Below are 26,432 nucleotides of genomic sequence, written 5' to 3' on the forward strand. Positions count from 1 at the left end.
TTGATGGCTCAAGTGTAGGAAGCGAAAATGAACGGCGCGTGAACGAATCATTACAAATCGGGAAGGCTGACTGTAATACGAGTGCCCGCTCCGGGCGAGCTTTCGACTTCGATGCGCCCACCGTGCAGCTGCACGATCTTTTTCACGATAGCGAGTCCAAGGCCAGTCCGCCCCGAAGTCCGCTCGCGGGCACGGTCAACCCGGTAAAAACGGTCAAACAGAAAAGGAATATGCTCAGGCGGGATTCCCTCCCCCGTATCCGAGACTACGATAACGATATCGGACAACGTCTTTTCCGCGAGCACCTCAATGCTTCTCCCGGGCGGAATATAGTTGATGGCATTGCCAAGCAGATTCATCCACACCTGCTGCAGCAGCACCTCATCGCCATAAATCGCAATGGAGTCGGGAACGGACAGCTTAAGCAGCAAATCCTTCTCCTCCAGCTGCCACTGCAGAACCTGCACGGCTTGGCGAATATGTTTATAGAGGGAAAAATGCTTTTTATTTAAAGCCTCTTCGCCTTGCTCGAGCGAAGAAAGAAGCAGCAGTTGCTTGCTGAGGATAGAGAGATGGCGGCTTTCCGCTTCAATAATATCCGCATAATGCTTGCGTTCCTCGCTTGGAAGCTCTTGCTCCCTTAGCACGGCGGCAAACCCCTGAATCGAGGTAAGCGGCGATTGAATTTCATGCGACACATTCGAAACGAACTGCTGGCGGGTCTGATCGACGCGCTCGAGCTCCTTGCTCATGGTCATGAAATGCTCGGCAAGCTGGCCGATCTCATCGCGTCTTCTCGTTGGCAGGCGAAGGTTGTAATTGCCTTGCGCGATACGCTTGGTCGCCTCCGATAGTCTTGTGATCGGCTTGACCAAATAGCGGGTACTGATCAGGAACAAGAGAATACTGATTATTACCGTATACAAACCGACCAGGGCAAAAAAGGTGCGAAGCTCGCCAAACTGCAAAAGAACGTCCGGCCGCATGAACAAGGCATAGCTTTTCCCCGAAGACTGCACAAGCACGCCTACCGTATTGCTTAACCGGTTATCGAAAAACCCGGTAATAAACGGCTTGTTCGGGAACTGCGCCACTCCGTGGTACACTTCTCCGCCGAGCACGAGCGCTACGGCCTGTTGATCCAGATCCTGCTCGCGAAAGCTCCGGCCGTAAAAATGCGTTTCTCCTTGACCGTCCGTCACGTAAATCTCGTAACCAAGCGAAGCCGCATTTTGCAAATAACGCTCCATCCCGGCAGGCTCCGTCTCGATAAAGCTCTCCATCTGCTGGGCAATCCCCACCAGCTTCTCATCGTTGAAAGACTTCAGCTTCATATGGTAATACAGGTTGGAAACCAGAAATCCGATTATGCTGCTGACCAGTATCACTGCCGCGGTGATCAGAAATACCCGGAAGTACAGAGATTTCATTTTCCCTTCACCTCAACCTTGTACCCGATCCCCCGTACCGTCTGGATCGTAAAATCTTCGGCGTAATCGGCAAAGCGCTGGCGGAGCCGCTTAATATGCACGTCTACGGTCCGGTCATCCCCTTCGAAATCTGCCGCCCACACGAGTCGAATCAGCTCCTCGCGGGAAAACAGCCGTCCCGGGTATTGAGCAAGCTGGGCGAGAAGCTCGAATTCTTTCATCGGCAGCAGAAGAACCGATTGGCCGTCGGTGACCTCTACGTTTTTGCGGTCAATCGTAATGCGGTTCATGCGGATCAGATCATGGGATACCTGATTATAACGGCGGAACAACGCTTTAACCCGAAACAGCAGCTCCTCCGGTTCAAAAGGCTTGGTCACGTAATCATCGGTTCCCCTCAGATAACCCTGCTCTTTATCCGACAGCTGATCTTTAGCCGTCAGCATGATAATCGGGATATCATAACGCTCCCGGATGTACTCGCATAGCTCAAATCCGTCTATCCGCGGCATCATTACATCAATAATGGCCAGATTTATCGGCGCGCGCTGCATGACCTCCACCGCCTCGGCCCCGTCTTGCGCTTCATACACCTGATAGCCTTCGCGGGTCATCACGAAACGGACAAGCGCTCTAATATTCGGATCGTCGTCAGCCAGGAGCAAATGATACATCCTAGCAACCTCCTGTCCTATTCCAGTATTTTTCGTTGATAGCATAGCATAATACCGGACAAACACAAACAGGACCTGGCTTCAACCGGCCAAGCAAAAAAAAGTCCCAGGGCATCAAGGATCCCCTGGGACTTGCTCTAATCCTTTTATTCAGTTCGTTTGACTTCCGCCCCGAACGACTTCCGATACGCCTTGCGGACGGACCGTACGGGGAGGCAGGATCCGGTCGATAAACGGCGTTGTGTCGATGGCCGCAATCCTCGTGCGTCCCGGTCCCCAGCCGATAATGGCTCGCCAGCTGCCGAGCACGCCTTGCCCGGCCAGCTCCTGCTCGTTCACTTCCACGGTCTGCTCGGCATAGGGCGAGACATACAGCGCATCCGCCGGGCAATAAACTTCGCAAATAAAGCAGGTCTGGCAGTCGCTTTGCCGCGCAATGACGGGGATGCCGTCCTCGCCTTTATCGAAAACATTGGTCGGGCATACCTTAACGCAGATGCTGCAGGAAATGCACCGTTCCTCGCTGACTAATTCAATCATCCGGCCTGCACCTCCCCGGAAGCAGCCGCTGCCCCGGTTGGTACAACGTCACTCCCCGAACTCGGTACCTTCTCCGCCCGGACACGGATCTCTTCGAGTCCCGAGACGAGCAGCCGGTACTGCTGCTCTTCGTCCTGACCGGGATATTCCGCCAGCACATGCAGGCCGCCGCTCCGGGATTCCTTCCGCGACAACGCTGCCGTATACATCCAACGGGCAGTTGCCGCCATCGCCGCGGTCTCGCGGGCGCGCACCTGTTCCAGCATGGATTGCGGCGCTAGATCATTCACCCGCTTCCATACCTCATCCAGCTGACGCAAAGCCAGCTTCAGCCCCCGTTCGCTGCGGAAATAATTAATGTCGAGCGGAAGAACCTGACTTTGTATATCCTTGATCAGCTCCTGCGAAGACACTGCGGAAGAAGCCGGCACCGTGCCAAGCCCGTAGCGCCCGGCTGGCTTCAAGTCGCGTTCCGCCGCGCTGCTCCGGTGAGACAAAGCATAAGCGGCAGCGCCTTTGCCCGCCCAGGTTCCCGAGCAGATCGCCCACGATGCGTTAAAGGCGCCTCCGCCGGATGCCGAACCGGTAATACGCTCGCGTGTTGCCGCATCCCCTGCGGCGAACAATCCTCCTACCGTTGTGCTGCAATCATCGCCTACAATCCGGATGCCGCCCGTCCCTCTTACGGTCCCTTCATAACGCAGCGTGAGCGGGAAGGGCTCGGTAAACACGTCAATCCCCGCGCGGTCATACGGCAGGAAAAAGATCGCATGGGATTTTCGTAAGATGGCCTGCTTCTCCGGAGTATCCGCTTTGTTCATAATCGCATACACGGGTCCCTTGAGCAGAGCCTCCGCCAGAAAATCTCCCTGGCGCCCCGCAATAATCTCTTGGCCGGCATGATCGTAATAAGTTGCCCATCCAAGCAGTCTTGAGCGGGTATTGGAGCCGAAAGCCGGAGAAGGAGCATACTTGCGGGTAAATTCCATCCCCGACAGCTCTACGCCAAGCTCGCCTGCCATTAAGTAACCGTCGCCGGTCAATACATTGCAGCCTAGTCCATTGCTCAGAAAAGCGCAGCCGCCCGTTGCGATAACAACGGCATTCGCGCGCACCTCCCAGGTCTGGTTATCCTGCCGGGACACGCCGCGAGCGCCGCCTACGCCAAACTCATCAACCAGCAGCTCAAGAGCCGGCGACTGGTCGAGCACTTTGACCCCGGCACGCTTTACGACCTTGCGCATAATCGACATATATTCGGGACCGTGAAGATGATCGCGCATCGGAGTGCCGTTCTCGTCGCGGACGAACGGATAGCCCCACTGCTCGATCAGCTCCATGTTGGTATACACTTGGTCAAGCACCCGGTGAATCCATGCCGGCTCCGCCAAATACCCGCCCTGCTTCATCCGCTCATCCACGGCGCGCTTTCTCATTTCTTCGTCAGGCGGCAAATAAAGCAGATTCGTGCCTCCCGGAGCCGTTGCGCCGCTGCTGCCAAGGAAGCCCTTGTCTGCCAGTACGACCTTGGCGCCGTTAGTGGCCGCGCTCCAAGCCGCCCAAGCTCCGGCAGGACCGCCGCCAATCACAAGCACATCCGCGGTCAGCCGCCGCTCTGCCGAATGACTCATTTCAGCTTCTCCGCAAAAAAGCTGATCGTAGCTTGCAGCGCCGTTTGCAGCTGCGCGTTTGCCCCTCCATACGGATGTACCGTATTAAAGGTATGGTCGGCTCCTTGCACCAGCACATATTGCTGATGCGGAGCTTCTTCTTGGAAGTAGCGCAGCTGCTCCAGCAGCGGCTCCCGATCCAGGTCTCCCTGCACAATCAAGGCTGGAAGCTGCAGACCGGTAAAAGCTTCGCGTATGTTAAATCGCGCTTCATTCCTCTGCCAATCCTCCTGGACCGTCAGATCCAGCAGGCTGACGGTTTCGCCGGCCGGCAGCTGGCGGGATGGAGGAGGTCCTCCGTTCCACACTGCCAATGCGGCTATTTGTTCCGGCTTCTCGCCGGCAGTCAGGATGCTGCTTCCCCCTGCTCTGCTGTGCCCAAGCAGCCCGACCTTTGCCCGGTCAGCCGCTTGAGCCTGCGGCAAATCGCCGTTCAATACCGCGCGAAGCACCGTCTCCAAATCGTCAAGCTCCTGGGAGAAGGTTGCTGCGGCCGCGATCGAAGCTTCCTCCAAGCCATCTTCCCTGGCAGCAATACGCGAGAAATTGTAGCTGACCGCATAGAAGCCCTCTTCCGCCAAACGGCTCGTCACATCCGGCCAGAATGCCCAATCCTTATACCCTCTAAAGCCATGACTTACGATAATAACCGGATGCGGCTTGCCGTCATCCAAGATTTTCACTTCGCCCTGCAAACGGATGCCCTTGCTCGAATACAACGTAAAGGACTGGACGGTCAGCGTATCTTTTCCCATAACAATTCCTCTCCTATCCGATCTATCGTTTACTTCACTTCCCAATCCTCGATCTTGTAATCCTTCTTCGCCAGCCCTTCCTCGACAAGGAAGTCCTTCGTCCCCGTAATCCGGGTAATTCCTTCCGCCGGGAACGGCTCTTCCGTAATGTAGCTGATCGGGCTGATCTTCTTCGCCAGCTCAACCGTTGTCTTGTTCAGATCGGCGATGAACTGATAATACTCGTCCTCATGCTGCTTCAAATCCTCGATGGCCTTCTGGCGCGCTTCATTCCACACCTTCGGGAAATCCGGGAACTTCTCCAGGTAGCTCTCCGAGACAACCGTTACGCTTGTTCCGTGCAGCTCGGGATGCCTGGTGGAATCGTCGATCAACGTATAACCCTGCGCCAACTGCTTCTCCGCGTTAAAACCGGAGTTCGTCATCGCGTCCACATCGCCCCGGGCAAGCGCCGCCTGACCGTCGGGAGCAAGCATATGGACCAGCTTATAGTCCTTTACCCCTGCCTGCTTCAGCAGACCAACAACGTAACGGTGCATGTAGGAGCCTTTTTGAATCGCAATCGTCTTGCCCTTCAGCTCTTCGACCGTCTTTGGTCCGTTAGGACCCGAGATTAAATAGCCGACATTCGTTATGTTCGTTTGATTGATCAGTCTTGTCTTCGCTCCGGAAGCTGCCGCAATAATCGCAGGCGTGTCCCCCAAGCCGCCAAAATCAAGCCGTCCGCTGATCAGCGATTCCGTCTGGTCCGGACCGTTCGGGAAGCCCGTCAGCTTCACTTCTTCGATGCCGTATTTTTTCAGTTCCGCTTGAATGATGCCTTTATAAAAGCCCCAGCCCTCCGCTCCGCCGGGAAGATTCTTATCATTGCTTCCGATGTAACCGTAGTTGAGAACGGCCGGAACCTTGCTGTTCTTGTCCGCGGCGGCTGCCGTCTCCGTGCCCGTTGATGCGCTGGCGCCGGCATTGGCGCTGTCCTTCGCGTTCCCATTCGAGCTATTGTTAGCTCCGCATGCCTGCAGCCATGCCGTTGCCATAATCAGCACCGCGATCAGCGCTAGTCTAACCGGCCCGCGTAATCCTCTTTGTTTTTCTCTGCTCATATCAAACAGACCCCTCTCGGCAGTTAAGTAATGTGTTGGTTAAAATTTTGCGTACTGGGATAACCGGTACATATAGTCATGCGAAGCGACAGGCGTCCTGCCTTTGCCCCAGCCGACCTTTTCCCGGTATCCTCCAAGCAAGCCTTGCTGCTCGGCTTCCTCTTCCGAAATGCCGATAACCTGCTCCGAATCCGGCGCAACGTACAACGCGTCAACCGGGCAGTACAGCTCGCACATAAAGCAGGTCTGGCAGTCGTCCTGCCTGGCGATGACGGGAATCCCGTCATCGCCCCGGTCGAATACGTTCGTTGGGCATACCGATACGCATTGATTGCAGGACACGCACCGGCTCTCGCTGACAACCTCAATCATGGTGCAACAACCTCCTTCTCGGTACGCGCTTCTTCATTGACGGCTTCCGGTTTCACCCACACTTGATCCAATCCGCCGCTGATAAGCCGGTAATGCTGGCCGGCATCCTGCGTTGGGAAGTCTTCGCGCTTGTGCATGCCGCGGGTCTCCGTCCGGGCAAGCGCGGAATTGTACATCCATCTTGCGGTTGCGGTCATCGCTTGCGCTTCGCGTGCCTTCACCCCGCCTGCCGAACGCTCCACCGCCTGATTCCGCTGCTCCTTCCACAGTCCGTCAAGCCGCTGCAGCGAACCCTTCAGCCCTTGCTCGGTTCGGAACAAGTTGCGGTCGTACGGCGCTACCTCCTCCTGCACGGCACGGACAATCTCCTCCGTCTTGGAAGAAGACGCTGCAGCCGAACTCGTAATAACGGAAGTGGAAGCACTTTGCAGCTTGCGGCCCGCCGCATGCTCGCCAAGCTTTTTCGCATACGCGGCCGCGCCTTCTCCGGCAAAAGAACCGGAGGACATCGCCCATGCCGCGTTATGACTGCCGCCGCCGGTAAAACCGCCGCAGATCAGCTCGCGTGTTGCCGCATCGCCAGCCGCATAGAGGCCAGGCACCGAAGTGGCGCAGGTCTCGTCGGTAATGCGGATACCGCCTGTTCCGCGGACGGTGCCTTCCAGCCTCAGCGTTACCGGGAATAAATCGCTGAACGGATCAATTCCGCGGCGGTCGAACGGCAGGAAGAAGTTCGTCTGGTTCACCCGCAGCAGCGGCTTGATCTCTTCCGGAGCAAGATCCAGCTTTGCGTACACCTGGCGGCCTTCCAGCAGCTTGCGGGCAATAATGGAGCGTCCGCGCTTCGAGCCTGCTCCCTCTACCGGCGTTCCGTCCTCATAATAGAAGGAAGCGTAGGAGTAGTAGGCGGTTTTCGTAACCGAAGAAAAAGTCGGACTAATCGCATACGCGTTCGAGAATTCCATGCCCGACAGCTGAGCGCCAGTCTCCGCCGCAAGCAAGTAACCGTCACCGGTCAGCACGTTGCAGCCAAGCGCCTTGCTTAAGAAGGCGCAGCCGCCGGTTGCGATCACAACGGCTCCGGCATGCACCGTCCAGGCATCGCCGGTTTGCGTTTGCACGCCGGATGCGCCTCCAACGCCGTGTTCGTCCACAAGCAGCTCGAGGGCGGGACTATGATCCAAAATTTTGACTCCCGCCTTCTTCACCAGCTTGCGCATCAGGCGCATATATTCGGGACCTTGAAGTCCCCGCTTGTGAAGCTCGCCGTCATCATCCTTCGGAAAAGGATATCCGGCATGGCCAAGCCGGTTCATATTCTCGTACGTCCGGTCAAGCACCCGGTCCATCCAGCGGTGCTCGGCAAGCCGGCCGCCCATTTCGTAACGGCTGGCCTTTGCTTCCTCGCGCAGCCGATCCTCCGGCTTCACATACCAGACGCCGGTGCCCGAAGGTGCCGTCGCTCCGCTTGAGCCGCAATATCCTTTGTCTGCCAGAATAACCTTGGCGCCTTGCGAAGCCGCCGTGATGGCCGCCCACGTCCCCGCGGGCCCGCCTCCGATAACAAGAACATCCGCTTGCAATTGAATTGCACCGTTTGGCATGAATATCGACATTTCGTTTTTCCCCCTCGAATAATTAATTGAATATTTCGACTATTGTCGAGTAAAACAGCCGCTCCGGCGAGAACAGCTCGGGAATGCCGTTCAAGCATTAGCCCTTATAGCTGTCGCGCCAGTTCAGCCAGCGAATCTCAACGCTCTTCATGATGGAATCAATCAGCTTGCCGATTACCGCGAATATAATAATGCCAACGAAAATAACGGAGGTTTCCGAGTTCTGTTTGGCCTCATTGATAAGGAAGCCAATACCGGACCGGGAGCCGATCAGCTCCGCTACGACAAGCCCAATCCAGGATACCGCAAGCGAGATTCGCACACCGATCAGAATATCGGGAAGCGCAGCCGGAAGGATCAGCCGGGTCAGCCGCTTGAGCGGACTGAAGCCCAGAATGCGCGATACTTCAAACAGCTTATTGTCCACATTGCGGATGCCTAGGAACGTGTTGATATAAAGGGGGAAAAACGAGCCGGATACGATAATGGCGATTTTGGACGTTTCCCCGAAACCAAACCACAGGATAATAAGCGGAGCAATGGCGAGATGCGGGACAAGCCGTAACACTTGGAGGCTTGGATCAAGCAGGTATTGAGCTTTCCGGAACAGCCCTGTCAGTAATCCGAACAGAAGTCCCGCCGCCCCTCCGATCAGAAAACCCAGACCGGCCCGCCCCATGCTGACGAGCAGATGATGAAGGAGATTTTCCGAGGTGGCCAGCGTCCCGAATGCTTGAAGAATCGAGGCCGGCGACGGCATAAACATAGGCGAGATATACCCGGCCGAAGCGGCGATCTGCCACAATACAAGAAGCACGGCCGGAATAGCCGCCCCTATGGCAATGTCTTTCAGGATGGCTGCCGCAAGCTTGGTTGACCAACGCCGCTTACGCTTTGCAGTTCCTTTTCCCGCGGCCCTCTCCCCTCCGGCTAACCCCGCTTCCGGTGCCGCTTGAGGAGATACAACCGCTTCGAGTGAATTGCTCATGATTTCCTTGCCTCCCTTCTAGCCGTTGTAACGGTCCTTCCATCTGAGCAGCCGGCGCTCGATCAAGGCGAGCAGCGTGTCTGTGAACAGCCCAAGAACGGCGAAGATAAAGATTCCTACGAAGACCACCGGCGTATCCGCAAACTGCCTGGCATCCGACATCATGTAACCGATCCCGGAGGTTGAGGCAATCAGCTCCGCAACAACCAGGCCAAGCCAGGATAACCCGATCGACAAGCGTGCTCCCAGAATAATATTCGGCAGAGCCGCCGGCAGGATCAGCCTTGTGATCTGCTTCAAGCGGCTAAAGCCCAGCACTCTGGCTACTTCGAACAGCTTGTTGTCCACATTGCGGATTCCGAGGAACGTATTGATGTACAGCGGGAAAAAGGCGCTTTTGGCAATCAGCAGCACTTTCGATTCCTCGCCGATGCCGAACCATAAAATAAACAATGGCACAACGGCAAGGCTTGGGATCATCCGGATCATCTGAATCGTGGGATCAAGCAGCTTTTCCGTCCGTCGGAACAAGCCAACCGCAATGCCGAACAGCAAGGCCAGCGAGCCTCCAAGCGCAAAACCCAGCAAAACCCTCGTCACGCTGATCTGGATATTCGACCATAGGTCGCCTGACGATGCCAGGGAGACTCCGGCCTCCACAATCGCATAAGGAGTCGGGAACAGCAGCTCCGATATATAGCCGTAATGCCCAAGCACCTGCCATAAGACCAGCAGCGTTACCGGAAATACAAGAGCCAGCCCCGTTAACGTCAGCTTGCCCGGCGTTCTCCCCGCTGCCGCAGTTTGACTGCTCATCGTTATCACCACTTTCCCCTAAAATAAAAAAGAGGCATCCTCATATAAAATAAGAGAATGCCTCCGTTAGAACGGTGGACGTTTTTATTAAATTCGTTAATTCCCATTGATTAACTGTGGTATAAGAGTAGCATGGGGATTTTACAGTGTCAATACATCACGGAAAATTCCTTAAAACGCAAGGTGAAACGGCTTCGCCGTCCTTAGGCGGGAGAGCGAGTTTCACTTCGGAGAATTCAAAAAAAAGCATCACGGCCTTAATGGCCATGATGCTTTTTCATTAAGCTGCAGCTGCAGCGTTTTTGGAGCGTTTCGCTTGTTTGCGGATGATAAGAGTGAACGGAATCGCGATAACCGCGATGTAAGTCGCAATCGTAAAGACGTCATTGACGCTAAGCGTAAAGGCAAACAGCGGAATGATTTTGGCGTTTTCCGTACCGGCTTGGGTCAGATCCGACACATGCGTAATGGTATGGGAAGCCAGCAGCGAGGTGAACAAGGCGATTGCAAAGGAGCCGCCTACGTTACGCACCCAGTTGGTTACCGAGGATGCATGCCCTACCATTTGCGGCGGAATTTCTTCCATGCCGGCCGTGCTTGTTGCCGCAGCGGCAAACGATACGCCAAGGTTACGGACCGCCATCCAGAAAATCACGTAAAAATGCGAGCTGTCCGTATGGAGATGAGTCATCTCGTAGCTGCCGAAAATAATAAGCACCAGTCCGCCGATCGTCATCCATTTCGCGCCAACGCGCGGATACAGCTTGCCGGCGATCGGCATAGCCAGCGCCATGACAAGAGACGAAGGAAGCAGAATAAGCCCCGTGTCCATCGGCGTAATTTGCTGCACGTTTTGCAGGAATAACGGAACAAGCAAGGTGCCCGAATACAAGCTGATCGTAATAATCGTGTTGGCTACCAGCGTAATCGAGAAGCGGTAGTTGCCGAATACTCTCAGGTTAAGCAATGGATTCTGCGTTCTAAGCTCATGCCAGATAAAGAGCACCAGCATAACCGCTCCCAGACCAAACAGGCCTAGCACTTTCGCGGAATCCCAGCCCCATTGCCGCCCTTCGCTCAGGGCAAGCAGCAGCGCTACGCTGCTGAGCACAACGGTAGTAAGGCCAAGCTTATCCAGAACCTTAGCCGTTCCGATTCTAACATCCGGAATCATCGCGATAATAAACAGGATCGCCACGATGCCGATAGGCACGTTCATAAAGAAAATCCAGCGCCAGTCGAACTGCTGAATGAGCCAGCCGCTGAGCGTAGGGCCAAATGCCGGCGCAAGCATGCCGGACAAACCCCAGATGCTAACGGCAAACGGCTGTTTTTCCTTCGGAATGATCTGAAAAATAATGGTCATGGTCGCAGGCATGACAAGCCCCGTAAAGATGCCCTGGATAATCCGGAAAGCAATCAGCGAACCGGCATTCCAAGAAAAGCCGCACAATAAGGAGAAAATAACAAACCCGATCATGGCATATAGATAGACGTTCTTGTAGCCGAATTTTTCCCCCAAATAACCCGACAACGGCGCGATCGTCCCCAAGGAAAGCATAAAGCCCGTTAAGGTCCACTGCACCGTGCTCAGGTCCGAGTGGAAATCCTGCATAAAGATCGTAAGCGCGACATTAATGGTGCTGATCCCGAGAATGCTCAGGAAGGCGCCAAAAAATATGGCAATCATAATCGGCCAGAACCGGACATTCTGGCTGGATGATGTATTCATTTGTTCCTCTTCTCCTATCTCTTATGGCCGGATGGCCTACTGTAGAAATGATCATACTGCAAAAAGTAGCCAAAGTAAACTCATTTACATAAAATTAGTTTAGTTTGACTATTTGGTTCATTTCATTATCCGGCATAATCGTGTATACTCTTACATAGGAAGAGAGGTTGGAACCTTTATGGATACAACGGGTGAAACGCAAAACTGCCGATATACCGATGAAACGACTAAAAACAAATATGTCGCCAAGCTGTTGCATCCCATAAAGTCAAACGGCTTTCAGGGACTTCGCATGGATGACATCGCCAAAGCGATGGATCTGTCCAAAGCGACATTATATAAATACTTTCCTTCCCGCGACGAGATCATTGAGCGGCTGACAGCCCTTTATATCAAATATGTAGTTTGCGATGAAGCAAAGCTGATGGAAGGAAGCCCCGAGGCTTATATCAAGGGCTTCCAGTCCACCTTCTCGCAGACGCTTATTATTGCGAACTACGGTACGGAGCCCTTTTTCCAGGATTTGCGCGAAATCTATCCGCAGTTGCTGGCCTCGATCGAAGTATCGATCAGTGACCGCAACGGCCGGCTGCGGGCGTTCTACGAGCGGGGAATGGCCGAAGGGTATATGAACGATTTGAATGCGATGCTTATTATCCTGCAAGACGAGCTCATGTTCCAGAAGCTGCTCGATCCGCATTATTTGATGAGACACAACCTCACGCTTCGGGGCGCCATCTGGGACTACTACCAGATCAAGAAGCAGCAGCTGTTCAAGCCTGGCGTGCTCGCCCAGATTAACGATGAAGCGATGTCGGAAAAGGTGGATTCCCTGGTTCGGAAAATCACGTACGGCGTATCTTAATCAGAAAAGAATAAAGGCAGCTAACGGGTTCGTCACCCGGCAGCTGCCTTTTCGTTTGCCCTTATTTACGATTTCTTTTTCGCACCCGCATACAAGAGATACGAGTACAGATACGGGATAACGACGCTTAGTACCATACTTGCGATTAGAACCGCAATCAGCCACTTGGCTGATAACAGGCATGCTCCCAATAGCATCAGAATCCCCGCAACTACCCATAATCTTCCGCCCAGCCGATGCGTGCTGCGCCAGTTATTCTCATCCGTGATCGTCCACGGCGTCCGGATCCCCATAAAGAAATTGCTGCGAAGCTGTCCCATCCGGTTGCCAATGATCATCCACATAATGCCGAGGCCGCCAAACACGATATTGACAAACGGCAGATCGTAATCGAGATTTTGCAGAATCATCAGCACAAACACCCCGTGGATAAACAAGCTGATCGTCCACCGCATCAACGTGTAATACTCGCTGAACCGGGCATAGTTCTGACGGCGCGGATCGACATTTCGGACGACCGATAGAAAGACGGGCAGCGCGATTCCGATACCCGCGTACAAGAGCCACATGCCCGATTTGGCCATTGTGCCGTCCTGCTCGCCTTTGACATTGTAGTGGCTTCCAACGACATCCGGAAGACGATGGTTAAACACGAGAATTACGATTCCAAAAATAACCGCATTAACGATGAGCAAAATCCAGTCTTGCCTGCCCCAACGTGTGGTCTGATTCGTTGTTTCGTTCATCTTGACGTTCAGTCCCCTTTCGTTCCGAGTATGCCGAGGAACCAGCCCATTGCTTCCTGCACAACGGTCATGTTCAGTGAGTACACCCGGTTTTGTCCCTGTCGTTCTTCAGTCACTAGCTTGGCTTGCTTCAGCAAATTCAAATGATGGGAAATGCTTGGCTTGGAAATATTAAAATGGTCGGCGATTTGTCCGGCGGACAGATCCTGTTCCCTCAGCATTTGAAGGATCTGCCGTCTTGTCGGATCCGACAACGCCTTAAAAGCATCATTCAAGATTGACTCACTCCTTCCGAAGCAACTATTCGATATTTAGATAATATTCTAAATATCGAATAAAAGCAAGCATGCATACGCCTTTTTTCAAGAAAATCTGCATGAAATCAATCGAAAACGAAAAAACAGCCTGCCGCAGCGGCAGGCTGTTTACTATCCCCTATTTAACGCGCCGTCTCCTGTTCTTTAATCACCTGCTCGATTCCCGACAGAATCAGCTTCAAGCCGAACTCAAACGCTCCATCAGTCCCCATCAGCTCGAACAGCCCGTTCTTGAACATCCTCCGGAACAGTCCCGCATCCGTCTCGCTCATCGAGTCGAGAAGATCCATCATCTCCCCGCTTGGCATCTCTCCCTGCTCCATAAGAATAGCGGTGACATTGCGCTGATGCTCGTAATCATCCAGAACGAAGTAGAAAACATAGTTCATAACCGTAAGAATAGCTTGTAGTTTCTGCTCTTGGTCAAGCGGCGTCGATTCCACGCATAGCAGCATACGGTTGGTGAACCGGATGATGTCCGGTTCGTGGGGAAGCGTCATCATCATAAGCTGCGTAGAACAAGGGTATCTTCGGAGCACAATGCGTACCGTTACCGCAAGCCCCGCGAGCTGCCCCTTCCAGTCACCGTCAGAGTGAAATTCCTCCAATATAATCTTCGATACCTGGTTGGCCAGTCGCTGATAAAGATTCTGCTTGCTCTTGAAATACCAGTATAGAGAAGGAGCCTGAATACCTAGCCGGTCGGCTAGTCGTCTCATGCTGAACTTCTCCATGCCCTCTTCCCCAAGAAGCTCCCACGAGGCTTCCAAAATCTTATCCTCCGAAATCTGAGGCTGCTTCTGCTTCTTATTCATTCGTATCCGCCCTTTTATCTAACAGTGTAAGTTTGTTCTTTACAGGTTAATAAGTTCATGATATCATCTAACACTGTAAGGTTCAATCTAACACCGTTAGACAAACACAACACATATAGAAAGAAGTGATCCAGATGGATGCGCAAAACCTCCATTACTTTGAAAAAGCACCGGTTGCGAAAGCCGTAGCTCACTTCGCCGTACCGATGATGCTGGGCACGTCGATGAGTGTCATCTATTCCATCTTGAATGCCTATTTCCTCGGTACGCTAAACAATACCGCCATGTTAACCGCACTCGCGTTAACCTTGCCGTTATTCGCGGTTATTATGGCGCTAGGCAACTTGATCGGCATGGGCAGCGGCACCTTCATCTCCCGTTTGCTTGGAGAGAGAAAATACGATGATGTAAAGCATGTGTCTTCCTTCGCGTTTTACAGCAGTTTAGTGCTTGGTCTTATCGTGATTGCCGTTGGCCTCCCGTTAATCGATCCCATCGTCCACGGCCTCGGGGCAACGCCCGAATCCTTCGGATTCACAAAAGACTATGTCACGATTATGCTTATCGGTTCGCCAATCGTCGTATTATTCTTCACGCTGGAGAACATCGTACGCTCGGAGGGCGCGGCTATTACGTCGATGACCGGCATGATTCTCAGCGTTGTCGTCAATATTATTCTCGATGCTTTGGTTGTCTACGTATTTCATTGGGACGTGATCGGCGTTGCTTCCGCTACTGTCGTTTCCAACTTGGTTGCGTGTGTATTTTTTGCCTTCCATATGGGGAAAAAGAGTCAATTCCTAACGATCTCCATGAAATGGTTCAAAGCAACCAAGGAAATTATGAGCAATGTATTTAAAATCGGGGTTCCCGTCTTTATTATGAGTATCTTTCTGGGCGCCATGTCTCTTATCTTTAACCACTATCTTGTCGAGTATGGAGATCAATCCGTAGCGGCTTACGGCATTTCCTCCCGGTTATTGCAGTTTCCCGAGTTTATTCTGATGGGATTATGCGAAGGCGTTGTGCCGCTTATTGCTTTCACCTTCACGGCGAACAAATCTCGCATGAAGGAAACCATAGGATTCACGATCAAAATGATTGTATCGTTAGCCGTCGTGTTCGGCATTATCGTCTATCTGATTTCCGACCACTTGATTGGTTTGTTTACGAATGATCCGCAATTAATCGAAATGGGCAGTTACATTCTGCATGTAACCTTCTTATCCTTGTTCATTACAGGCATGACCACGCTGTTTACGGGGATCTTCCAAGCAACAGCGCAAGGAACCGCCGCGTTTATTATGTCCATTATTCAAGGGGTTACTTTGATTCCCGTGCTCTATATCGCTAATCAAATGAACGGCTTCCACGGAGTGGTCTGGTCGCTCGTCATTGCGGATACCGTCGCGTTCCTTGTTGGAGCGGTCATGTTATATATTTTGCGGAATAAATTGCAGCCGGATTTGGAAAGCTTAGCCCAATAAGCTATTTAAAAAAGCAAAAAGGCAGGATCAGGGTACTTCACCCCATCCTGCCTTTTTGCTTTTTTTGTATATTACACCTTCTTTTTGTACATCCTCATTGCAAAAACATAAGCTACGAGCATAATTCCGACACACCAGGCAAGGGCGATCCAGATGTCATTGTGTAAAGGCTGGCCTGCAAGCAAAGCACGGATGGATTCTACGATGGAGGTTACTGGCTGGTTTTCGGCAAACACGCGAACGACGGTTGGCATCGATTCGGTTGACACAAATGCCGAGCTGATAAAGGGCAGGAAAATGAGAGGATAGGAGAAGGCGCTGGCACCGTCAACCGTTTTGGCCGACAATCCGGCTATCGCGGCGACCCAAGTTAAAGCTAGCGTAAACAGAGCGAGGATCCCGGCTACCGCAAGCCATGGCAGCACTCCCGCGGATGAACGAAAGCCCATGATTAACGCGACTAGAATGATGACAGCAACCGAAATAGCATTGGATACAAGCGAAGTTAAGACATGCCCCCAGAGCAAGGCGGAGCGCGATATCGGCATCGTGTGAAACCGCTGGAATATCCCCTTCTGGACATCGGTGAACAACCGGAATGCCGTGTAAGCTATGCCGCTGGCAATCGCCATCAAGAGTATGCCCGGAAGCAGGTAATTCACATAGTTATCCGTTCCGGTTTTTATAGCGCCGCCAAATACGTACACGAACAGCAGCATCATGGCGATTGGCGTAATGGTCACCGTAATGATGGTATCCATACTGCGGAAAATGTGGCGCATGGAACGTCCAAGCATAACGCTAATGTCGATGAAAAAATGCTTCTTTGCCGTTTCCATTTACATGGCCTCCTTTTTACCGATAATCGAGAGGAAGATTTCCTCTAATGACGGTTGTTTCTCGATATATTCTACCTTTGTGGTAGGGAAAAGCTTTTTCAAATCCGATAGCGTGCCGTTTGCGATAATCCTGCCTTGGTGAAGAATGGCAATCCGGTCGGCCAGCTGCTCCGCCTCCTCCAAATACTGCGTAGTAAGAAGGACTGTCGTTCCGCCGTCCGCCAGCTCCTTGACGACCTTCCATACCTCGATGCGGGCTTCGGGATCAAGTCCCGTCGTTGGCTCATCCAGAAAAATAATCTTCGGGTTGCCCACAAGACTAAGCGCAATGTCGAGTCTGCGGCGCATCCCTCCGGAGTATGTGGATGCTCTGCGGTCCGCAGCTTCCGTTAATCCGAAACGCTTCAACATGTCTTCCGCGACCTGACGGGGATTTTTAAGATACCTCAGCTTCGCGATCATGATCAGATTCTCGCGGCCGGTCAGTATTTCGTCCACGGCGGCAAATTGTCCGGTCAAGCTGATCGATTGACGCACCTCATCCTGCTGCGACGAGACATCAAATCCGTTGACGGCTGCGGTCCCTCCGTCCGCTGCGAGCAGCGTCGTGAGTATTTTGACAACCGTTGTTTTCCCTGCCCCGTTAGATCCGAGGAGAGCGAATATGCTGCCTTGCTCCACCTCGAAATCCACACCCTTCAACACTTCGAGCTGCTTATAGGATTTCCGCAGACCTTTTACCTGAATAGACTTGGTTTGCATGGGGTAACCTCCTAAAAAAGTATGGAAACCATTCTTGCTTGATAAATCGCTTGTTTAAACAACGGTCACTTTCGACAAATCGGCATCCATGCCTTTGAGGTGCGCGAAAGTTAATTTATCCATCGTCGCGCCGTCAAAGTTGACGGTTTTGATCATGCGATAGTATTTCTTCGTCAACGTAAAACCAGGCTGGAACGAGACGTTTTTAAACGTAGCGCCTTTGAACGAAGCTTCGGTTAAAGCCGCTTTTTCAAACTTGACGCCGATAAACGTCTGTCCGTCAAAGCATTGCTTCGTCAGATCGGAGAATTTGAAGTCTACTCCGTCAAATAAACAGCCTTCGAATTTCGTTTTTCTAAGATCCGTCAGCGTCATAGTGACGTCGGTCAGCTTCGCACCCGTAAATTTGACTCCGTCCAGACCTGATTTGCTGAAGTTGGTGCGTACAAGGGTCGACTTGTTGAAGCTGGCATTCGTCAGATCCAGCGCGGAGAAGCTGCAGTCCGTCAGGTTCGCGCCGTCAAAATTCGCTTGGCGTACGTCGCTGCTCTTGAACGAGCTGCCGGTCAGATCGGCGCCGGAGAAATCGGAGCCATGCAGCGCGCTGCCTTTGAATTGCCCTTTGTGAGCCTTAACGCCCGCAAAGTCGCTGTCTGCCAGGTTGCTGCCGTTAAAGTTGGTTACGACTTGACGCTCCAGCGAGCGGGAGAGGTTGGCGACCTCCAGGATCGTTTGCTCGATGTCGCCAATGCTCTCGATTGTCGTCTTAAACGCCGTTTCGTCGTCCTTGCCCTCCGCTTTGAGCTCATTGTAGCGCTCTTGCAAATCGGAAAGCAGGTCGGCCTTTAGTTCGGTGACGCTTTTCACCCCGTCGTATGGGGTAAACACGCTGTTCAGATAATCGTTCAATTTTGGATTTGTCATGTCAAATCTCTCCTTATAATAGGTTTTCTAACACGCGTTTCGCATACTCCCAATTGCTTTTGTTGCGGATGTAAGTCTCCTTGCCCTTTTCGGTAATTCTGAAATATTTGCGACGTCCGCCCTGCGATTCATCGCCCCAGTACCACTCGATGTCGCCGTCAGCCTCCAGCCTCCGGAAGCTCGAGTACATGGTGGCTTCCTTTAGTTCATACTCGCCTTCCGAACGTTCGGCAATCAGCTTCACAATCTCGTAACCGTAACGGTCGGCTTCGGATAAGAGCCTTAAAACCATCGTATCCGTATGTCCTCTCAGCAGGTCGGATGTGATTTTGTTCTCGCTCATGTAATCACCTCCATATCTGCATAATAAGGTATATTACTATGACTGTCAAGGTACTTCTTTAAACATAATACTCTGGCACGAATAATTGGTGCATGCATAACAAAAAAACCGCGCAAGCGCGCGGTTTCAGGGGGGATTCGTTATTTAGCGGTAGGCCGCTTCCATGTTGGTCATTCGATTCAGCGCATCGAAAGGCGCAGAATCGCATTTCTTATCAACAAATTACAGGTTCTTAAATGTTCCAGGTTCTTACAAGCCTCTTTTAATATCCTTTCTGTAAACGCTGCAATCCGATACAATGGACATGATAACTTCTATTCAAACCGTAAGGACCAGGAGGAACTTTCAAGATGAACGATCAATTCGAACAGCTTTTTAAATCGGCTCAGGCAAGGCAGCTGCTGGAGCAGATGTACGGCAGCGAAGAACGGGAGCAACAGATCGACAGATACCGGAAATGCATGGAAGGATACGGCACGCAATTTGGCAACACGGAGTCCTTGAAATACTTCAGTGCGCCGGGCCGTACGGAGATAGGCGGCAATCATACGGACCATAACCATGGAAAGGTGCTGGCGGCTAGTATTCAATTAGATACGATTGCGGCTGCGGCAGCCGTGGACACCGGAGTCATTTCCGTCATTTCCGAAGGTTATCCGGGCATTTCCGTTATCCGTCTGGATGATCTGGAACCTCAGGAAGGCGAAGGCGGGACAGCTGCGTTAATCCGCGGTATCGCACACGGTTTCCGGCAGCACGGGTACCGAATCGGAGGATTTAATGCCAGCGTCAGCAGTAACGTTCTACCGGCGTCAGGACTAAGCTCCTCCGCCTCTTTCGAGGTTCTGATCTGCCAGATTCTAAGCACTCTTTATAACAACGGAGAGCTGGATGCGGTTATGATGTCGCGGATCGGCAAGCATGCCGAAAATCTGTATTGGAACAAGCCGTCGGGGATGCTCGACCAGATGGCCTGCTCGTACGGCGGTATGATTACCATCGACTTTAAAGAGCCGGCACAGCCTCGGATCGAGCGTATTCCGGGTACCTTTGAAGCAGCGGGCTACAGCCTTGTTATCGTCGGTACCGGCGGTAACCACGCCGACCTGACGAAGGACTATGCTTCGATTCCGAACGAAATGCGGGCGGTGGCGCAAGCCTTCGGCGTAGAGGTATGCCGCGATTTGACGGCAGAGATGATCTACGGACGTCTGGCGGAACTCCGCGAAACTGCCGGGGATCGGGCTGTGCTGAGAGCGCTGCATTTCCTGGATGAAAACGACCGCGTCGGGCGGCAGGTAGAAGCCATTAAGTCAGGCGAATGGCAAAACGTGCTGAAGCATATTACCGCCTCGGGTAATTCCTCTTGGAAATGGCTGCAAAACATTTACCAGGAATCGGTGTCCCATGAACAAGGAATCGCAATTACGCTCGCCATTACCGAGCGTTTCATCGAGCAGTTGGACGACGGCGCCTGCCGGGTACACGGCGGCGGCTTCGCCGGCGTCATTCTAGCCGTTCTGCCGCATGCGGCGGTAGAGGAATACCGGGAACTTATCGCCCGCACGACGGGCACGGAACTATTCAAGATCCGCGTGCGCGAAATCGGAGCGGTCTGCTTGGATACTCTCTTGTAGTTTAGAAAAAAAAAAAAACGCTACTGACATACTGTTGTCAGTAGCGTTTTTTTATACTCGAAATCAGAAAGGATGATAAATCATGAATTTTGCCTCCGTACGCATCATTACCGACGACGTGGATCGTCTAGTCGAGTTTTATGAGAAAGTCATGGGCGTTTCGGCTGAACGTCCCGCGCCAGTCTTTGCCGAATTCGTTGTGCCGCCTTTTACCCTGGCGATCGGACACTCCCAGACGGTGCAGCTGTTCGGCGCCGGTTCCGCAGTAGCCGCGGATAATCACTCTGTCATTATCGAGCTGCGCGTCGACGACGTTGATGCCGAATACGAGCGCCTGAAGCCTTTTGTCGACAAATGGGTAAAGGAACCAACCACTATGCCTTGGGGCAACCGTGCCGCGCTGTTCCGCGACCCCGACGACAACCTCATTAACCTCTTCACGCCGGTAACCGAGGAAGCGATCAAACGGTTCAACGGCAGACGCTGACGGTTAGTTGCCAGCTCTCGTGCACGTACAAAAAGGTTAACTTATTCTACTCGTTAAGCATTAAATTCACCTTATTCTGCACGAGCTTGGCGACTGCCTCTGCCGATTTCTGTCCGCTGAAGAAAAATTCCGATTCTTTGTAGATCATCTGCTCCAAGTCCAGGTTTAATGGGGCGTAGCTCCAATGAACGGCGCTGGAAAGCGCGCTCTTCAGCGGTTCCAGCGCAGCCTTGCTCACGCTGATCTCATCTTGTCCTTCCGTTGTTAGTTTTCCGGCGTTTGCCAGCTGCTGCGCCTGCAAATCATAGGCCTTTTGATTAATCGGAAAGCCTCGAATAACCGTCGAAGAGGAGGCTGACGCGGCTTCGTCGTCCATCAGGAATCGAAGCAAATCCCAAGCTGCTTGCTGATGCGCGGAATTCGCGTTAATGCCTACCGTCCCAAGAGTCGTGAAATAGCCTCCCTGGCCATTTTCGTGCGGATGGGGCTTCGTGTAGAGGGTTGGCACCCCCTCTATCGACGCGTTATATACATAATTCTCGAATGAATCAATGCGGGCATCGTAGAAGTAAGTATGCAGATCGCCTTTTGAAAAGGATTCTCTCCCTCCCCCATCCTTGATGATGTCAAAGAGGATGCCTTCTTCATTCATCTGTTTGATCTGGTTCATGTAGCTGGCGAATAAAGTTCCGTCGAAGCTTTTCTTCCCCTTCTGCCGCTTGACCATTTGCGCGAAATTCTCGGTTGTAAGCTCGCTTAACATGTAGGATTGCGAGCTGTAAAATACGGCATCCGCGTTCCCCTTTTGCTTCAATTGCTTAGCCGTTGCGATAAAGTCCTCCCAGGACCAGCTGCTATCGTCGATTGCCACGCCTGTCTTGCCAATAGCAGCCGCATCCCCCTGCAGGGCGTCAAGCGAGAAGTATAGCGGTATGCCGTATAACCCTCCATCAAGCTTGGCATTGTCCAATATATTCATGAAGTAGTTCTCCTTCTTGAACGAGGGCGTCGATTCGATGAGCTCGTCCAGATCGAGAAGCAGCTTCTTATCGGTATACGACTCCTGCGGCAAGATATCGAGCTCCATGAGATCCGGACCCTTGCCGGCCAGAATTTCCGTGTTCATCGTGGTGATGTATTTCTCCTGCAGGGCCATTACCTCGTCTAAATCCTTGCCGTAGGGGAGCGTCGTTTGCAGTTCAACCTCGACGTTCGGATGAAGCGATTCGTATTTCTTGACGGCGGTCTTCATCTGATCGCTAAGGAAATAGGTCGAGAACGTTAGCTTGACGGAGTCCGTGTCCGTCTTGCTGCCAGCCGGCTGCTGCGCGGATGATGGACTTTCATGTGCATCCACCCTGCCTTTCGTACCTTCATTGTTACTGCATGCGGTAAGCAGTAGCGTAACGCCCCAAACAATCCAAACCCGGTTCTTCACATTTCTTCCCCATTTCTGCATGGTATTTTATTTAGCTAATCATAAAGGAAGGATGTGTCGAACGTTCGGACGGGGTATATCGTACTTGTTAACTTTCAGCGTTTGTTTAATCTCCAGCCGCCTAGGGTAAACACATAGTAGAAGTTACAAAAAATTGAGGCGGTGATTCGAATGTCCGTTCAACAACATGATTATGAAGAACGCCATATCGAGAAAAGGCATGACCCGAGCCGTGTGGCATCCACCTTTATCAAATACCTTGCTTATGTAATCATTACTTTCGGGGTGCTGTATTTCATAGCGAGATACCTTATACCGATGTTTTAATCACGGCTAGATAAGAACAAAACCGCCCTGGAATTGGCGGTTTTTGTTTTGTCTTCTTGGATTGTCTTCTTTATTATTTCAACGCGTTAAGCATGCCGTAAACGACGCCTTGGTGGTAAAACATATGCAAGGAGGTCGCGATAATGAGCTCGCCGATATTCTCGGCTTTCAAGAAGTTTTCCGGAACCGTCTCATCAAGCCGGTTTTCGAAGGTCTCATGCATCGCTCTGCGGAGTTCCTTCAGCTGTGCGTAAAGTACCTCCCATTGAGGAGGCTGTTCGTCCCAATCCGCAGGCTTCGTGCCGTAAGCGAAGAGATTATCGTAGCTTCCCGGGAAGATCGGAGTTTCTTCGGCTAGACCAAAAACGTGGAATTGCGTTACCGCAAGCACATGCCCCAAATGCCAATGAATATGGTTTTTGAAGCCATTCGGAATGACATCCCGTTTCTCCGGCGGACATTGTCCAAATACCTCAATCAATTGCTCGAGATGTTTATCAAACACATGAAACGCATATTCTTTTCTCATTTTAATCTCTCCTCTACCAGGTTGTTTTTATTTAAACAGGGAGGCATATTCCCCGTAGCCTTTTTGCTCCAGGTCAGACTTCGGAATGAACTCCAGCGATGCGGAGTTTGTGCAGAATCGGAGCCCCGTTGGCGCCGGGCCGTCTTTGAACACATGACCCAGGAAGGAATCCGCAGCGCGGCTTTTCACTTCAACCACGGAATATAATCCGCCGATTTCATGCAGCACGATGTTATTTGGCTCCAGCGGCTTAGTAAAGCTCGCCCAGCCCGTGCCCGCATCGAACTGATCCTTTGAGCTAAACAGCGGCTCACCCGATACGATATCGACGTATATGCCTTCTTCCGTGTTGTTCCAGTACGGATTATCGAACGGAGGCTCATCCTGGCCGTTTTGCGTCACCGCGTATTGAAGCTCCGTTAACGTCTTCAGCTTTTCAGCTTTATTGAACTCTTTCGCGTAGGTTTGCTTTGGACTAATTTTCACTTCGCGGTCTTTGCCCCATACCTGATCCAGCGATGAATCGCGAGTCGAAAAAAGGGTATTCATCTTGAACATGTACGGATGGTTCGCGTAATAGTCCTGATGCTCGGGCTCGGCTTTGTAAAAGGCAGCTGCCGCTTCGATTCTCGTTACGATCGGTTTATCGAACCGATTGGAAGCCTTCACTTCCTTTTCGGATGCTTCAGCTGCCAGCTTCTGCTCTTCATTCATGTAGAAGATAGCCGATTGATACTCGTTTCCCCGATTTTCGAATTGGCCGGTCGAGTCCGTTGGATCAACGTTTCGCCAGAATACCCGAAGCAGCTCGTCATACGAGATGACAGCAGGGTCGTAATACACCTCAACCGATTCCAGATGTCCCGTTGTTCCCAAGCTGACTTCTTCATAAGTCGGATTGGCCGTATGTCCGCCCGTATAGCCGGAATCCACGCCCGTCACTCCCTCAAGCTTTTGGAAAACCTCCTCCATGTCCCAGAAGCAGCCGCCGGAAAATATAGCCGTCTCGTATGGCGTATTTGCGTTTTCAACAATCGTTTTCTGAATATCCTGAGCCTCTGCTTTGCTGAACGAACCTTTAAAGAAAAACACCGCGACAACAAGTACGGCAATCGGAATCACATACCTCATCGGCTTCATTGCCAACGCACCTCCTCTTCAACTTGTAATCCAATTTTAGCAAGAGGCCGTTGTCCATAAATCTGTGGAAAGTCATGATCTTGCAATAGAAAAGGCATCACTTCGGACCGCTGAAGCATGAATATTTTCATGCCCCGTGCCAAAAGTCATGCCTCTAGGGTTTTTATGAAAGATGACGAACCGCATAAATAGCAGCTTGTGTCCGGTCGCGCAGCCCAAGCTTGGCGATCACGTTGGATACGTGATTTTTAACCGTACCCTCCGTCAGAAAAAGCGAGCCCGCGATTTCCTTATTATTTAAGCCTTGCCCCAATAAGGCCAGCACCTCTTTCTCACGCTCCGTCAGCTGCTTCAATTCCGCTGGCTCTTGCGCACCAAGAGGATGCGACTTATCCGGGTTCAAGTCGGTTATTTTGACAAACTCTTTGATTAGCATGGACGTAATATCGTGTTGCAGCACGGTACCGCCATTGTAGACGGTTCGAATGGCTCCGATGATCGCCTCGGAAGGCATGTCCTTCAACAGATAACCATGAACGCCATTCTCCAGCACTTTGATAATTAATTCCGAATCATCGAAGGTTGTCAGGATCAGTACCTTCGTCTCGGGAAAATGCTTGCGTATTAACGCGGAGCCTTCGATTCCGTCCATTCCCGGCATCCGAATATCCATCAGCACCACATCCGGACGAAATTCCAGCACTTTAGCATAAGCATCCTGGCCATCCATCGCCGTTCCGACTACTTCCATGCCGGGTTCGAGGCCGATAATAGTTGCCAGCCCTTCTCTCATAATCCGTTGATCGTCTACAACAAGAACTTTCATCTGTAAACACGCTCCACATCTGTCGAAGGATAAGGAAAAAGAGCTTCCACGGCGAAGCCTGACGCAGGATCTAATTGAAACCTCACCTGACCGTTCCACTCCTTCACGCGTTCCTGCAAATTGATTAATCCAAAACCGGGCTTTAATTCGCCGGGCAATTCTCCATCGTTGCGGATGGCAAGCGTAAAATCGTTCTCGGAATAAGATAATGAGATTCCGGCATGGCTCGCATGTCCATGCTTCTGCGCGTTCGTCAGGGATTCCTGCACGATTCGGTAAGCCGTCAGTTGGAGATTGCTTGGCAATGCAACGGGTGTCCCGTTCGATTGGAAGCTGGTGGACACGTTTGCGAATTTCGTAAACTCCCGAGAAAGTCTTTCCAGACTTTCGTTCAAGGAGGTCGATCGGATAGGCTCATCCCGAATGGCTCTGACGGAAAGGCGGACCTCCTGCAAAGAGGACCGGATTAATCCTTCGCTATCCAAGTAGGCTTGGTCGCTGCGGGAAGGGTCAACTTGGCTTAACTTGCGTGCCGCCTGCATCTGGACAAGCGCTGCCGTCAGTTTATGGCCAACCGTATCGTGAATTTCCCGCGCAATTCTCACTCTCTCCCGCGAAGCCGCCCATTCTTCCGCCTTGCTAGCGTAATCCTCCAGCTGCTCATGCGATTGCTGCAGCTGTGCGTAAAGCTCTAGCGCATCCCTGCGGGCACGCTGGTAGAAATGGATGAGCGCTTTTACAATGCACGCAAACACGATAAAGGAACAAGTGATGAAATAACTGTCCGCATCCAGGCGTCTATATAAATACCAGTCGATGCTGCCCATCGTGGCCACGTATAGCAGCAGGAGCACAAAGCCTGCGGCAATAAGAACGCGGGTGCTTCGGATAAACATCAATATGGCTAAAGCGGTTATTCCAATAAACAGATGGTTCGGGAAATTTCCCGCAATAAAGATGTATCCGTAAGAGGCCGATACCAAGAAATCGAGAATAAGAAGATAGATCAGCCAATTGGGATTCTTGTTCGTATTGGAGTAATACAGATAGACCAGCAGAAATACCGCCGTCGAAAAGATAATAAAGCTGAGTCTCCAAAAAAGCGCGATGGAATGTTCAAAATAAAAAATGCCTGAAATGGCAAGATCAAACACAAGCTTTACGCCAAAAAACCACTTCCAAAAACGTGGGGTTTGCCCAAAAAGATCCACGTCTTGAACCATTTCTTTTGCTCCCCCTTCTCCTCCGCGAGAG

At 52.0% G+C, this 26,432-nt stretch carries 28 protein-coding genes; 5 read left to right on the top strand and 23 right to left on the bottom strand.

What is annotated here, in order from left to right; all coding sequences use genetic code 11:
- Positions 1-50 precede the first annotated feature (50 nt).
- From PJDR2_RS27415 to PJDR2_RS27465, 11 genes are all read right to left on the bottom strand, one after another.
- Positions 51-1,430: a sensor histidine kinase gene (locus PJDR2_RS27415; protein WP_015847006.1), complete on the bottom strand. Its 1,380-nt coding sequence runs from the start codon at positions 1,428-1,430 to the stop codon at positions 51-53.
- Positions 1,427-2,104: a response regulator transcription factor gene (locus tag PJDR2_RS27420; RefSeq protein WP_015847007.1), complete on the bottom strand. Its 678-nt coding sequence runs from the start codon at positions 2,102-2,104 to the stop codon at positions 1,427-1,429. The genes PJDR2_RS27415 and PJDR2_RS27420 overlap by 4 nt, the downstream gene beginning before the upstream one ends.
- A 150-nt stretch (positions 2,105-2,254) precedes the next feature.
- On the bottom strand, positions 2,255-2,644 hold the full coding sequence (locus tag PJDR2_RS27425) for a 4Fe-4S dicluster domain-containing protein (RefSeq protein ID WP_015847008.1): 390 nt from the start codon (positions 2,642-2,644) through the stop codon (positions 2,255-2,257).
- Positions 2,641-4,275, bottom strand: coding sequence for an FAD-dependent oxidoreductase (locus PJDR2_RS27430; RefSeq protein WP_015847009.1), 1,635 nt, complete (start codon positions 4,273-4,275; stop codon positions 2,641-2,643). The genes PJDR2_RS27425 and PJDR2_RS27430 overlap by 4 nt, the downstream gene beginning before the upstream one ends.
- A complete protein-coding gene (locus tag PJDR2_RS27435) occupies positions 4,272-5,069 on the bottom strand; it encodes an alpha/beta hydrolase family protein (protein WP_015847010.1) in 798 nt (265 codons plus the stop codon). Before PJDR2_RS27435 ends, PJDR2_RS27430 begins: the two co-directional genes overlap by 4 nt.
- 29 nt (positions 5,070-5,098) lie before the next feature.
- Positions 5,099-6,172 carry an ABC transporter substrate-binding protein gene (locus PJDR2_RS27440; protein WP_015847011.1) on the bottom strand — a complete coding sequence of 358 codons (1,074 nt, stop codon included), beginning with the start codon at positions 6,170-6,172 and terminating at the stop codon, positions 5,099-5,101.
- 39 nt (positions 6,173-6,211) lie between these two features.
- Positions 6,212-6,544 carry a 4Fe-4S dicluster domain-containing protein gene (locus tag PJDR2_RS27445; RefSeq protein WP_015847012.1) on the bottom strand — a complete coding sequence of 111 codons (333 nt, stop codon included), beginning with the start codon at positions 6,542-6,544 and terminating at the stop codon, positions 6,212-6,214.
- A complete protein-coding gene (locus PJDR2_RS27450) occupies positions 6,541-8,160 on the bottom strand; it encodes an FAD-binding protein (protein ID WP_015847013.1) in 1,620 nt (539 codons plus the stop codon). Before PJDR2_RS27450 ends, PJDR2_RS27445 begins: the two co-directional genes overlap by 4 nt.
- A gap of 97 nt (positions 8,161-8,257) precedes the next feature.
- A complete protein-coding gene (locus PJDR2_RS27455) occupies positions 8,258-9,148 on the bottom strand; it encodes an ABC transporter permease (protein ID WP_015847014.1) in 891 nt (296 codons plus the stop codon).
- An 18-nt stretch (positions 9,149-9,166) separates the two neighbouring features.
- A complete protein-coding gene (locus tag PJDR2_RS27460) occupies positions 9,167-9,964 on the bottom strand; it encodes an ABC transporter permease (RefSeq protein WP_015847015.1) in 798 nt (265 codons plus the stop codon).
- A gap of 280 nt (positions 9,965-10,244) precedes the next feature.
- Positions 10,245-11,696, bottom strand: a complete 1,452-nt coding sequence (locus PJDR2_RS27465; protein ID WP_015847016.1) for an MDR family MFS transporter — start codon at positions 11,694-11,696, stop codon at positions 10,245-10,247.
- Positions 11,697-11,874: 178 nt separating this feature from the next.
- Here PJDR2_RS27465 and PJDR2_RS27470 point away from each other — a divergent pair, with 178 nt between their 5' ends.
- A complete protein-coding gene (locus tag PJDR2_RS27470; RefSeq protein ID WP_015847017.1) occupies positions 11,875-12,561 on the top strand; it encodes a TetR/AcrR family transcriptional regulator in 687 nt (228 codons plus the stop codon).
- A gap of 65 nt (positions 12,562-12,626) precedes the next feature.
- Here PJDR2_RS27470 and PJDR2_RS27475 read toward each other — a convergent pair whose 3' ends face one another.
- From PJDR2_RS27475 to PJDR2_RS27485, 3 genes are all read right to left on the bottom strand, one after another.
- A complete protein-coding gene (locus PJDR2_RS27475; protein WP_015847018.1) occupies positions 12,627-13,307 on the bottom strand; it encodes an SdpI family protein in 681 nt (226 codons plus the stop codon).
- 8 nt (positions 13,308-13,315) lie between these two features.
- On the bottom strand, positions 13,316-13,582 hold the full coding sequence (locus PJDR2_RS27480) for an autorepressor SdpR family transcription factor (protein ID WP_015847019.1): 267 nt from the start codon (positions 13,580-13,582) through the stop codon (positions 13,316-13,318).
- Positions 13,583-13,746: 164 nt separating this feature from the next.
- Positions 13,747-14,439 carry a TetR family transcriptional regulator gene (locus tag PJDR2_RS27485; RefSeq protein ID WP_015847020.1) on the bottom strand — a complete coding sequence of 231 codons (693 nt, stop codon included), beginning with the start codon at positions 14,437-14,439 and terminating at the stop codon, positions 13,747-13,749.
- A gap of 134 nt (positions 14,440-14,573) precedes the next feature.
- Here PJDR2_RS27485 and PJDR2_RS27490 point away from each other — a divergent pair, with 134 nt between their 5' ends.
- Positions 14,574-15,926: an MATE family efflux transporter gene (locus PJDR2_RS27490; RefSeq protein WP_015847021.1), complete on the top strand. Its 1,353-nt coding sequence runs from the start codon at positions 14,574-14,576 to the stop codon at positions 15,924-15,926.
- A 71-nt stretch (positions 15,927-15,997) separates the two neighbouring features.
- Here PJDR2_RS27490 and PJDR2_RS27495 read toward each other — a convergent pair whose 3' ends face one another.
- The 4 genes from PJDR2_RS27495 to PJDR2_RS27510 are packed head-to-tail and all read right to left on the bottom strand — an operon-like array spanning position 15,998 to position 18,794.
- Positions 15,998-16,765, bottom strand: a complete 768-nt coding sequence (locus tag PJDR2_RS27495; RefSeq protein ID WP_015847022.1) for an ABC transporter permease — start codon at positions 16,763-16,765, stop codon at positions 15,998-16,000.
- Positions 16,766-17,527 carry an ABC transporter ATP-binding protein gene (locus tag PJDR2_RS27500; RefSeq protein ID WP_015847023.1) on the bottom strand — a complete coding sequence of 254 codons (762 nt, stop codon included), beginning with the start codon at positions 17,525-17,527 and terminating at the stop codon, positions 16,766-16,768.
- A gap of 54 nt (positions 17,528-17,581) precedes the next feature.
- Positions 17,582-18,451: a pentapeptide repeat-containing protein gene (locus tag PJDR2_RS27505; RefSeq protein WP_015847024.1), complete on the bottom strand. Its 870-nt coding sequence runs from the start codon at positions 18,449-18,451 to the stop codon at positions 17,582-17,584.
- Positions 18,452-18,464: 13 nt separating this feature from the next.
- Positions 18,465-18,794 carry a PadR family transcriptional regulator gene (locus PJDR2_RS27510; protein ID WP_015847025.1) on the bottom strand — a complete coding sequence of 110 codons (330 nt, stop codon included), beginning with the start codon at positions 18,792-18,794 and terminating at the stop codon, positions 18,465-18,467.
- 350 nt (positions 18,795-19,144) lie between these two features.
- Here PJDR2_RS27510 and PJDR2_RS27515 point away from each other — a divergent pair, with 350 nt between their 5' ends.
- Both PJDR2_RS27515 and PJDR2_RS27520 read left to right on the top strand, forming a co-directional pair.
- Positions 19,145-20,431: a galactokinase gene (locus PJDR2_RS27515; protein WP_015847026.1), complete on the top strand. Its 1,287-nt coding sequence runs from the start codon at positions 19,145-19,147 to the stop codon at positions 20,429-20,431.
- An 82-nt stretch (positions 20,432-20,513) separates the two neighbouring features.
- On the top strand, positions 20,514-20,918 hold the full coding sequence (locus PJDR2_RS27520) for a VOC family protein (RefSeq protein WP_015847027.1): 405 nt from the start codon (positions 20,514-20,516) through the stop codon (positions 20,916-20,918).
- 46 nt (positions 20,919-20,964) lie between these two features.
- Here the strand turns inward: PJDR2_RS27520 and PJDR2_RS27525 are convergent, their stop codons facing one another.
- A complete protein-coding gene (locus PJDR2_RS27525; RefSeq protein ID WP_015847028.1) occupies positions 20,965-22,356 on the bottom strand; it encodes an ABC transporter substrate-binding protein in 1,392 nt (463 codons plus the stop codon).
- A gap of 171 nt (positions 22,357-22,527) precedes the next feature.
- Here PJDR2_RS27525 and PJDR2_RS33325 point away from each other — a divergent pair, with 171 nt between their 5' ends.
- Positions 22,528-22,683: a hypothetical protein gene (locus PJDR2_RS33325; protein WP_015847029.1), complete on the top strand. Its 156-nt coding sequence runs from the start codon at positions 22,528-22,530 to the stop codon at positions 22,681-22,683.
- Positions 22,684-22,756: 73 nt separating this feature from the next.
- Here PJDR2_RS33325 and PJDR2_RS32175 read toward each other — a convergent pair whose 3' ends face one another.
- The 4 genes from PJDR2_RS32175 to PJDR2_RS27545 all read right to left on the bottom strand — a co-directional run bounded on the left by PJDR2_RS32175 (position 22,757) and on the right by PJDR2_RS27545 (position 26,401).
- A complete protein-coding gene (locus PJDR2_RS32175; protein ID WP_015847030.1) occupies positions 22,757-23,212 on the bottom strand; it encodes a DinB family protein in 456 nt (151 codons plus the stop codon).
- A gap of 27 nt (positions 23,213-23,239) precedes the next feature.
- Positions 23,240-24,352, bottom strand: a complete 1,113-nt coding sequence (gene msrA, locus PJDR2_RS27535; protein WP_015847031.1) for a peptide-methionine (S)-S-oxide reductase MsrA — start codon at positions 24,350-24,352, stop codon at positions 23,240-23,242.
- 163 nt (positions 24,353-24,515) lie between these two features.
- Positions 24,516-25,178, bottom strand: coding sequence for a response regulator (locus PJDR2_RS27540; protein WP_015847032.1), 663 nt, complete (start codon positions 25,176-25,178; stop codon positions 24,516-24,518).
- Positions 25,175-26,401: a sensor histidine kinase gene (locus PJDR2_RS27545; protein WP_015847033.1), complete on the bottom strand. Its 1,227-nt coding sequence runs from the start codon at positions 26,399-26,401 to the stop codon at positions 25,175-25,177. Before PJDR2_RS27545 ends, PJDR2_RS27540 begins: the two co-directional genes overlap by 4 nt.
- Positions 26,402-26,432 lie beyond the last annotated feature (31 nt).

The sequence above is a fragment of the Paenibacillus sp. JDR-2 genome, assembly GCF_000023585.1.
In the GTDB taxonomy this organism is placed as follows: Bacteria; Bacillota; Bacilli; order Paenibacillales; family Paenibacillaceae; genus Pristimantibacillus.

Excerpts from the sequence above, each read along its gene's own strand:
- PJDR2_RS27450 (WP_015847013.1), bottom strand. The coding sequence starts at position 8,160 with ATGTCGATATTCATGCCAAACGGTGCAATTCAATTGCAAGCGGATGTT.
- PJDR2_RS27470 (WP_015847017.1), top strand. The coding sequence starts at position 11,875 with ATGGATACAACGGGTGAAACGCAAAACTGCCGATATACCGATGAAACG.
- PJDR2_RS27415 (WP_015847006.1), bottom strand. The coding sequence starts at position 1,430 with ATGAAATCTCTGTACTTCCGGGTATTTCTGATCACCGCGGCAGTGATA.
- PJDR2_RS27500 (WP_015847023.1), bottom strand. The coding sequence starts at position 17,527 with ATGCAAACCAAGTCTATTCAGGTAAAAGGTCTGCGGAAATCCTATAAG.
- PJDR2_RS27520 (WP_015847027.1), top strand. The coding sequence starts at position 20,514 with ATGAATTTTGCCTCCGTACGCATCATTACCGACGACGTGGATCGTCTA.
- PJDR2_RS27445 (WP_015847012.1), bottom strand. The coding sequence starts at position 6,544 with ATGATTGAGGTTGTCAGCGAGAGCCGGTGCGTGTCCTGCAATCAATGC.
- PJDR2_RS27515 (WP_015847026.1), top strand. The coding sequence starts at position 19,145 with ATGAACGATCAATTCGAACAGCTTTTTAAATCGGCTCAGGCAAGGCAG.
- PJDR2_RS27485 (WP_015847020.1), bottom strand. The coding sequence starts at position 14,439 with ATGAATAAGAAGCAGAAGCAGCCTCAGATTTCGGAGGATAAGATTTTG.
- PJDR2_RS27475 (WP_015847018.1), bottom strand. The coding sequence starts at position 13,307 with ATGAACGAAACAACGAATCAGACCACACGTTGGGGCAGGCAAGACTGG.
- PJDR2_RS27435 (WP_015847010.1), bottom strand. The coding sequence starts at position 5,069 with ATGGGAAAAGATACGCTGACCGTCCAGTCCTTTACGTTGTATTCGAGC.
- PJDR2_RS27455 (WP_015847014.1), bottom strand. The coding sequence starts at position 9,148 with ATGAGCAATTCACTCGAAGCGGTTGTATCTCCTCAAGCGGCACCGGAA.
- PJDR2_RS27545 (WP_015847033.1), bottom strand. The coding sequence starts at position 26,401 with ATGGTTCAAGACGTGGATCTTTTTGGGCAAACCCCACGTTTTTGGAAG.
- PJDR2_RS27420 (WP_015847007.1), bottom strand. The coding sequence starts at position 2,104 with ATGTATCATTTGCTCCTGGCTGACGACGATCCGAATATTAGAGCGCTT.
- PJDR2_RS27540 (WP_015847032.1), bottom strand. The coding sequence starts at position 25,178 with ATGAAAGTTCTTGTTGTAGACGATCAACGGATTATGAGAGAAGGGCTG.
- PJDR2_RS27430 (WP_015847009.1), bottom strand. The coding sequence starts at position 4,275 with ATGAGTCATTCGGCAGAGCGGCGGCTGACCGCGGATGTGCTTGTGATT.
- PJDR2_RS27460 (WP_015847015.1), bottom strand. The coding sequence starts at position 9,964 with ATGAGCAGTCAAACTGCGGCAGCGGGGAGAACGCCGGGCAAGCTGACG.
- PJDR2_RS27465 (WP_015847016.1), bottom strand. The coding sequence starts at position 11,696 with ATGAATACATCATCCAGCCAGAATGTCCGGTTCTGGCCGATTATGATT.
- PJDR2_RS27425 (WP_015847008.1), bottom strand. The coding sequence starts at position 2,644 with ATGATTGAATTAGTCAGCGAGGAACGGTGCATTTCCTGCAGCATCTGC.
- PJDR2_RS33325 (WP_015847029.1), top strand. The coding sequence starts at position 22,528 with ATGTCCGTTCAACAACATGATTATGAAGAACGCCATATCGAGAAAAGG.
- PJDR2_RS27510 (WP_015847025.1), bottom strand. The coding sequence starts at position 18,794 with ATGAGCGAGAACAAAATCACATCCGACCTGCTGAGAGGACATACGGAT.
- PJDR2_RS27440 (WP_015847011.1), bottom strand. The coding sequence starts at position 6,172 with ATGAGCAGAGAAAAACAAAGAGGATTACGCGGGCCGGTTAGACTAGCG.
- PJDR2_RS27505 (WP_015847024.1), bottom strand. The coding sequence starts at position 18,451 with ATGACAAATCCAAAATTGAACGATTATCTGAACAGCGTGTTTACCCCA.
- msrA (WP_015847031.1), bottom strand. The coding sequence starts at position 24,352 with ATGAAGCCGATGAGGTATGTGATTCCGATTGCCGTACTTGTTGTCGCG.
- PJDR2_RS27490 (WP_015847021.1), top strand. The coding sequence starts at position 14,574 with ATGGATGCGCAAAACCTCCATTACTTTGAAAAAGCACCGGTTGCGAAA.
- PJDR2_RS27495 (WP_015847022.1), bottom strand. The coding sequence starts at position 16,765 with ATGGAAACGGCAAAGAAGCATTTTTTCATCGACATTAGCGTTATGCTT.
- PJDR2_RS32175 (WP_015847030.1), bottom strand. The coding sequence starts at position 23,212 with ATGAGAAAAGAATATGCGTTTCATGTGTTTGATAAACATCTCGAGCAA.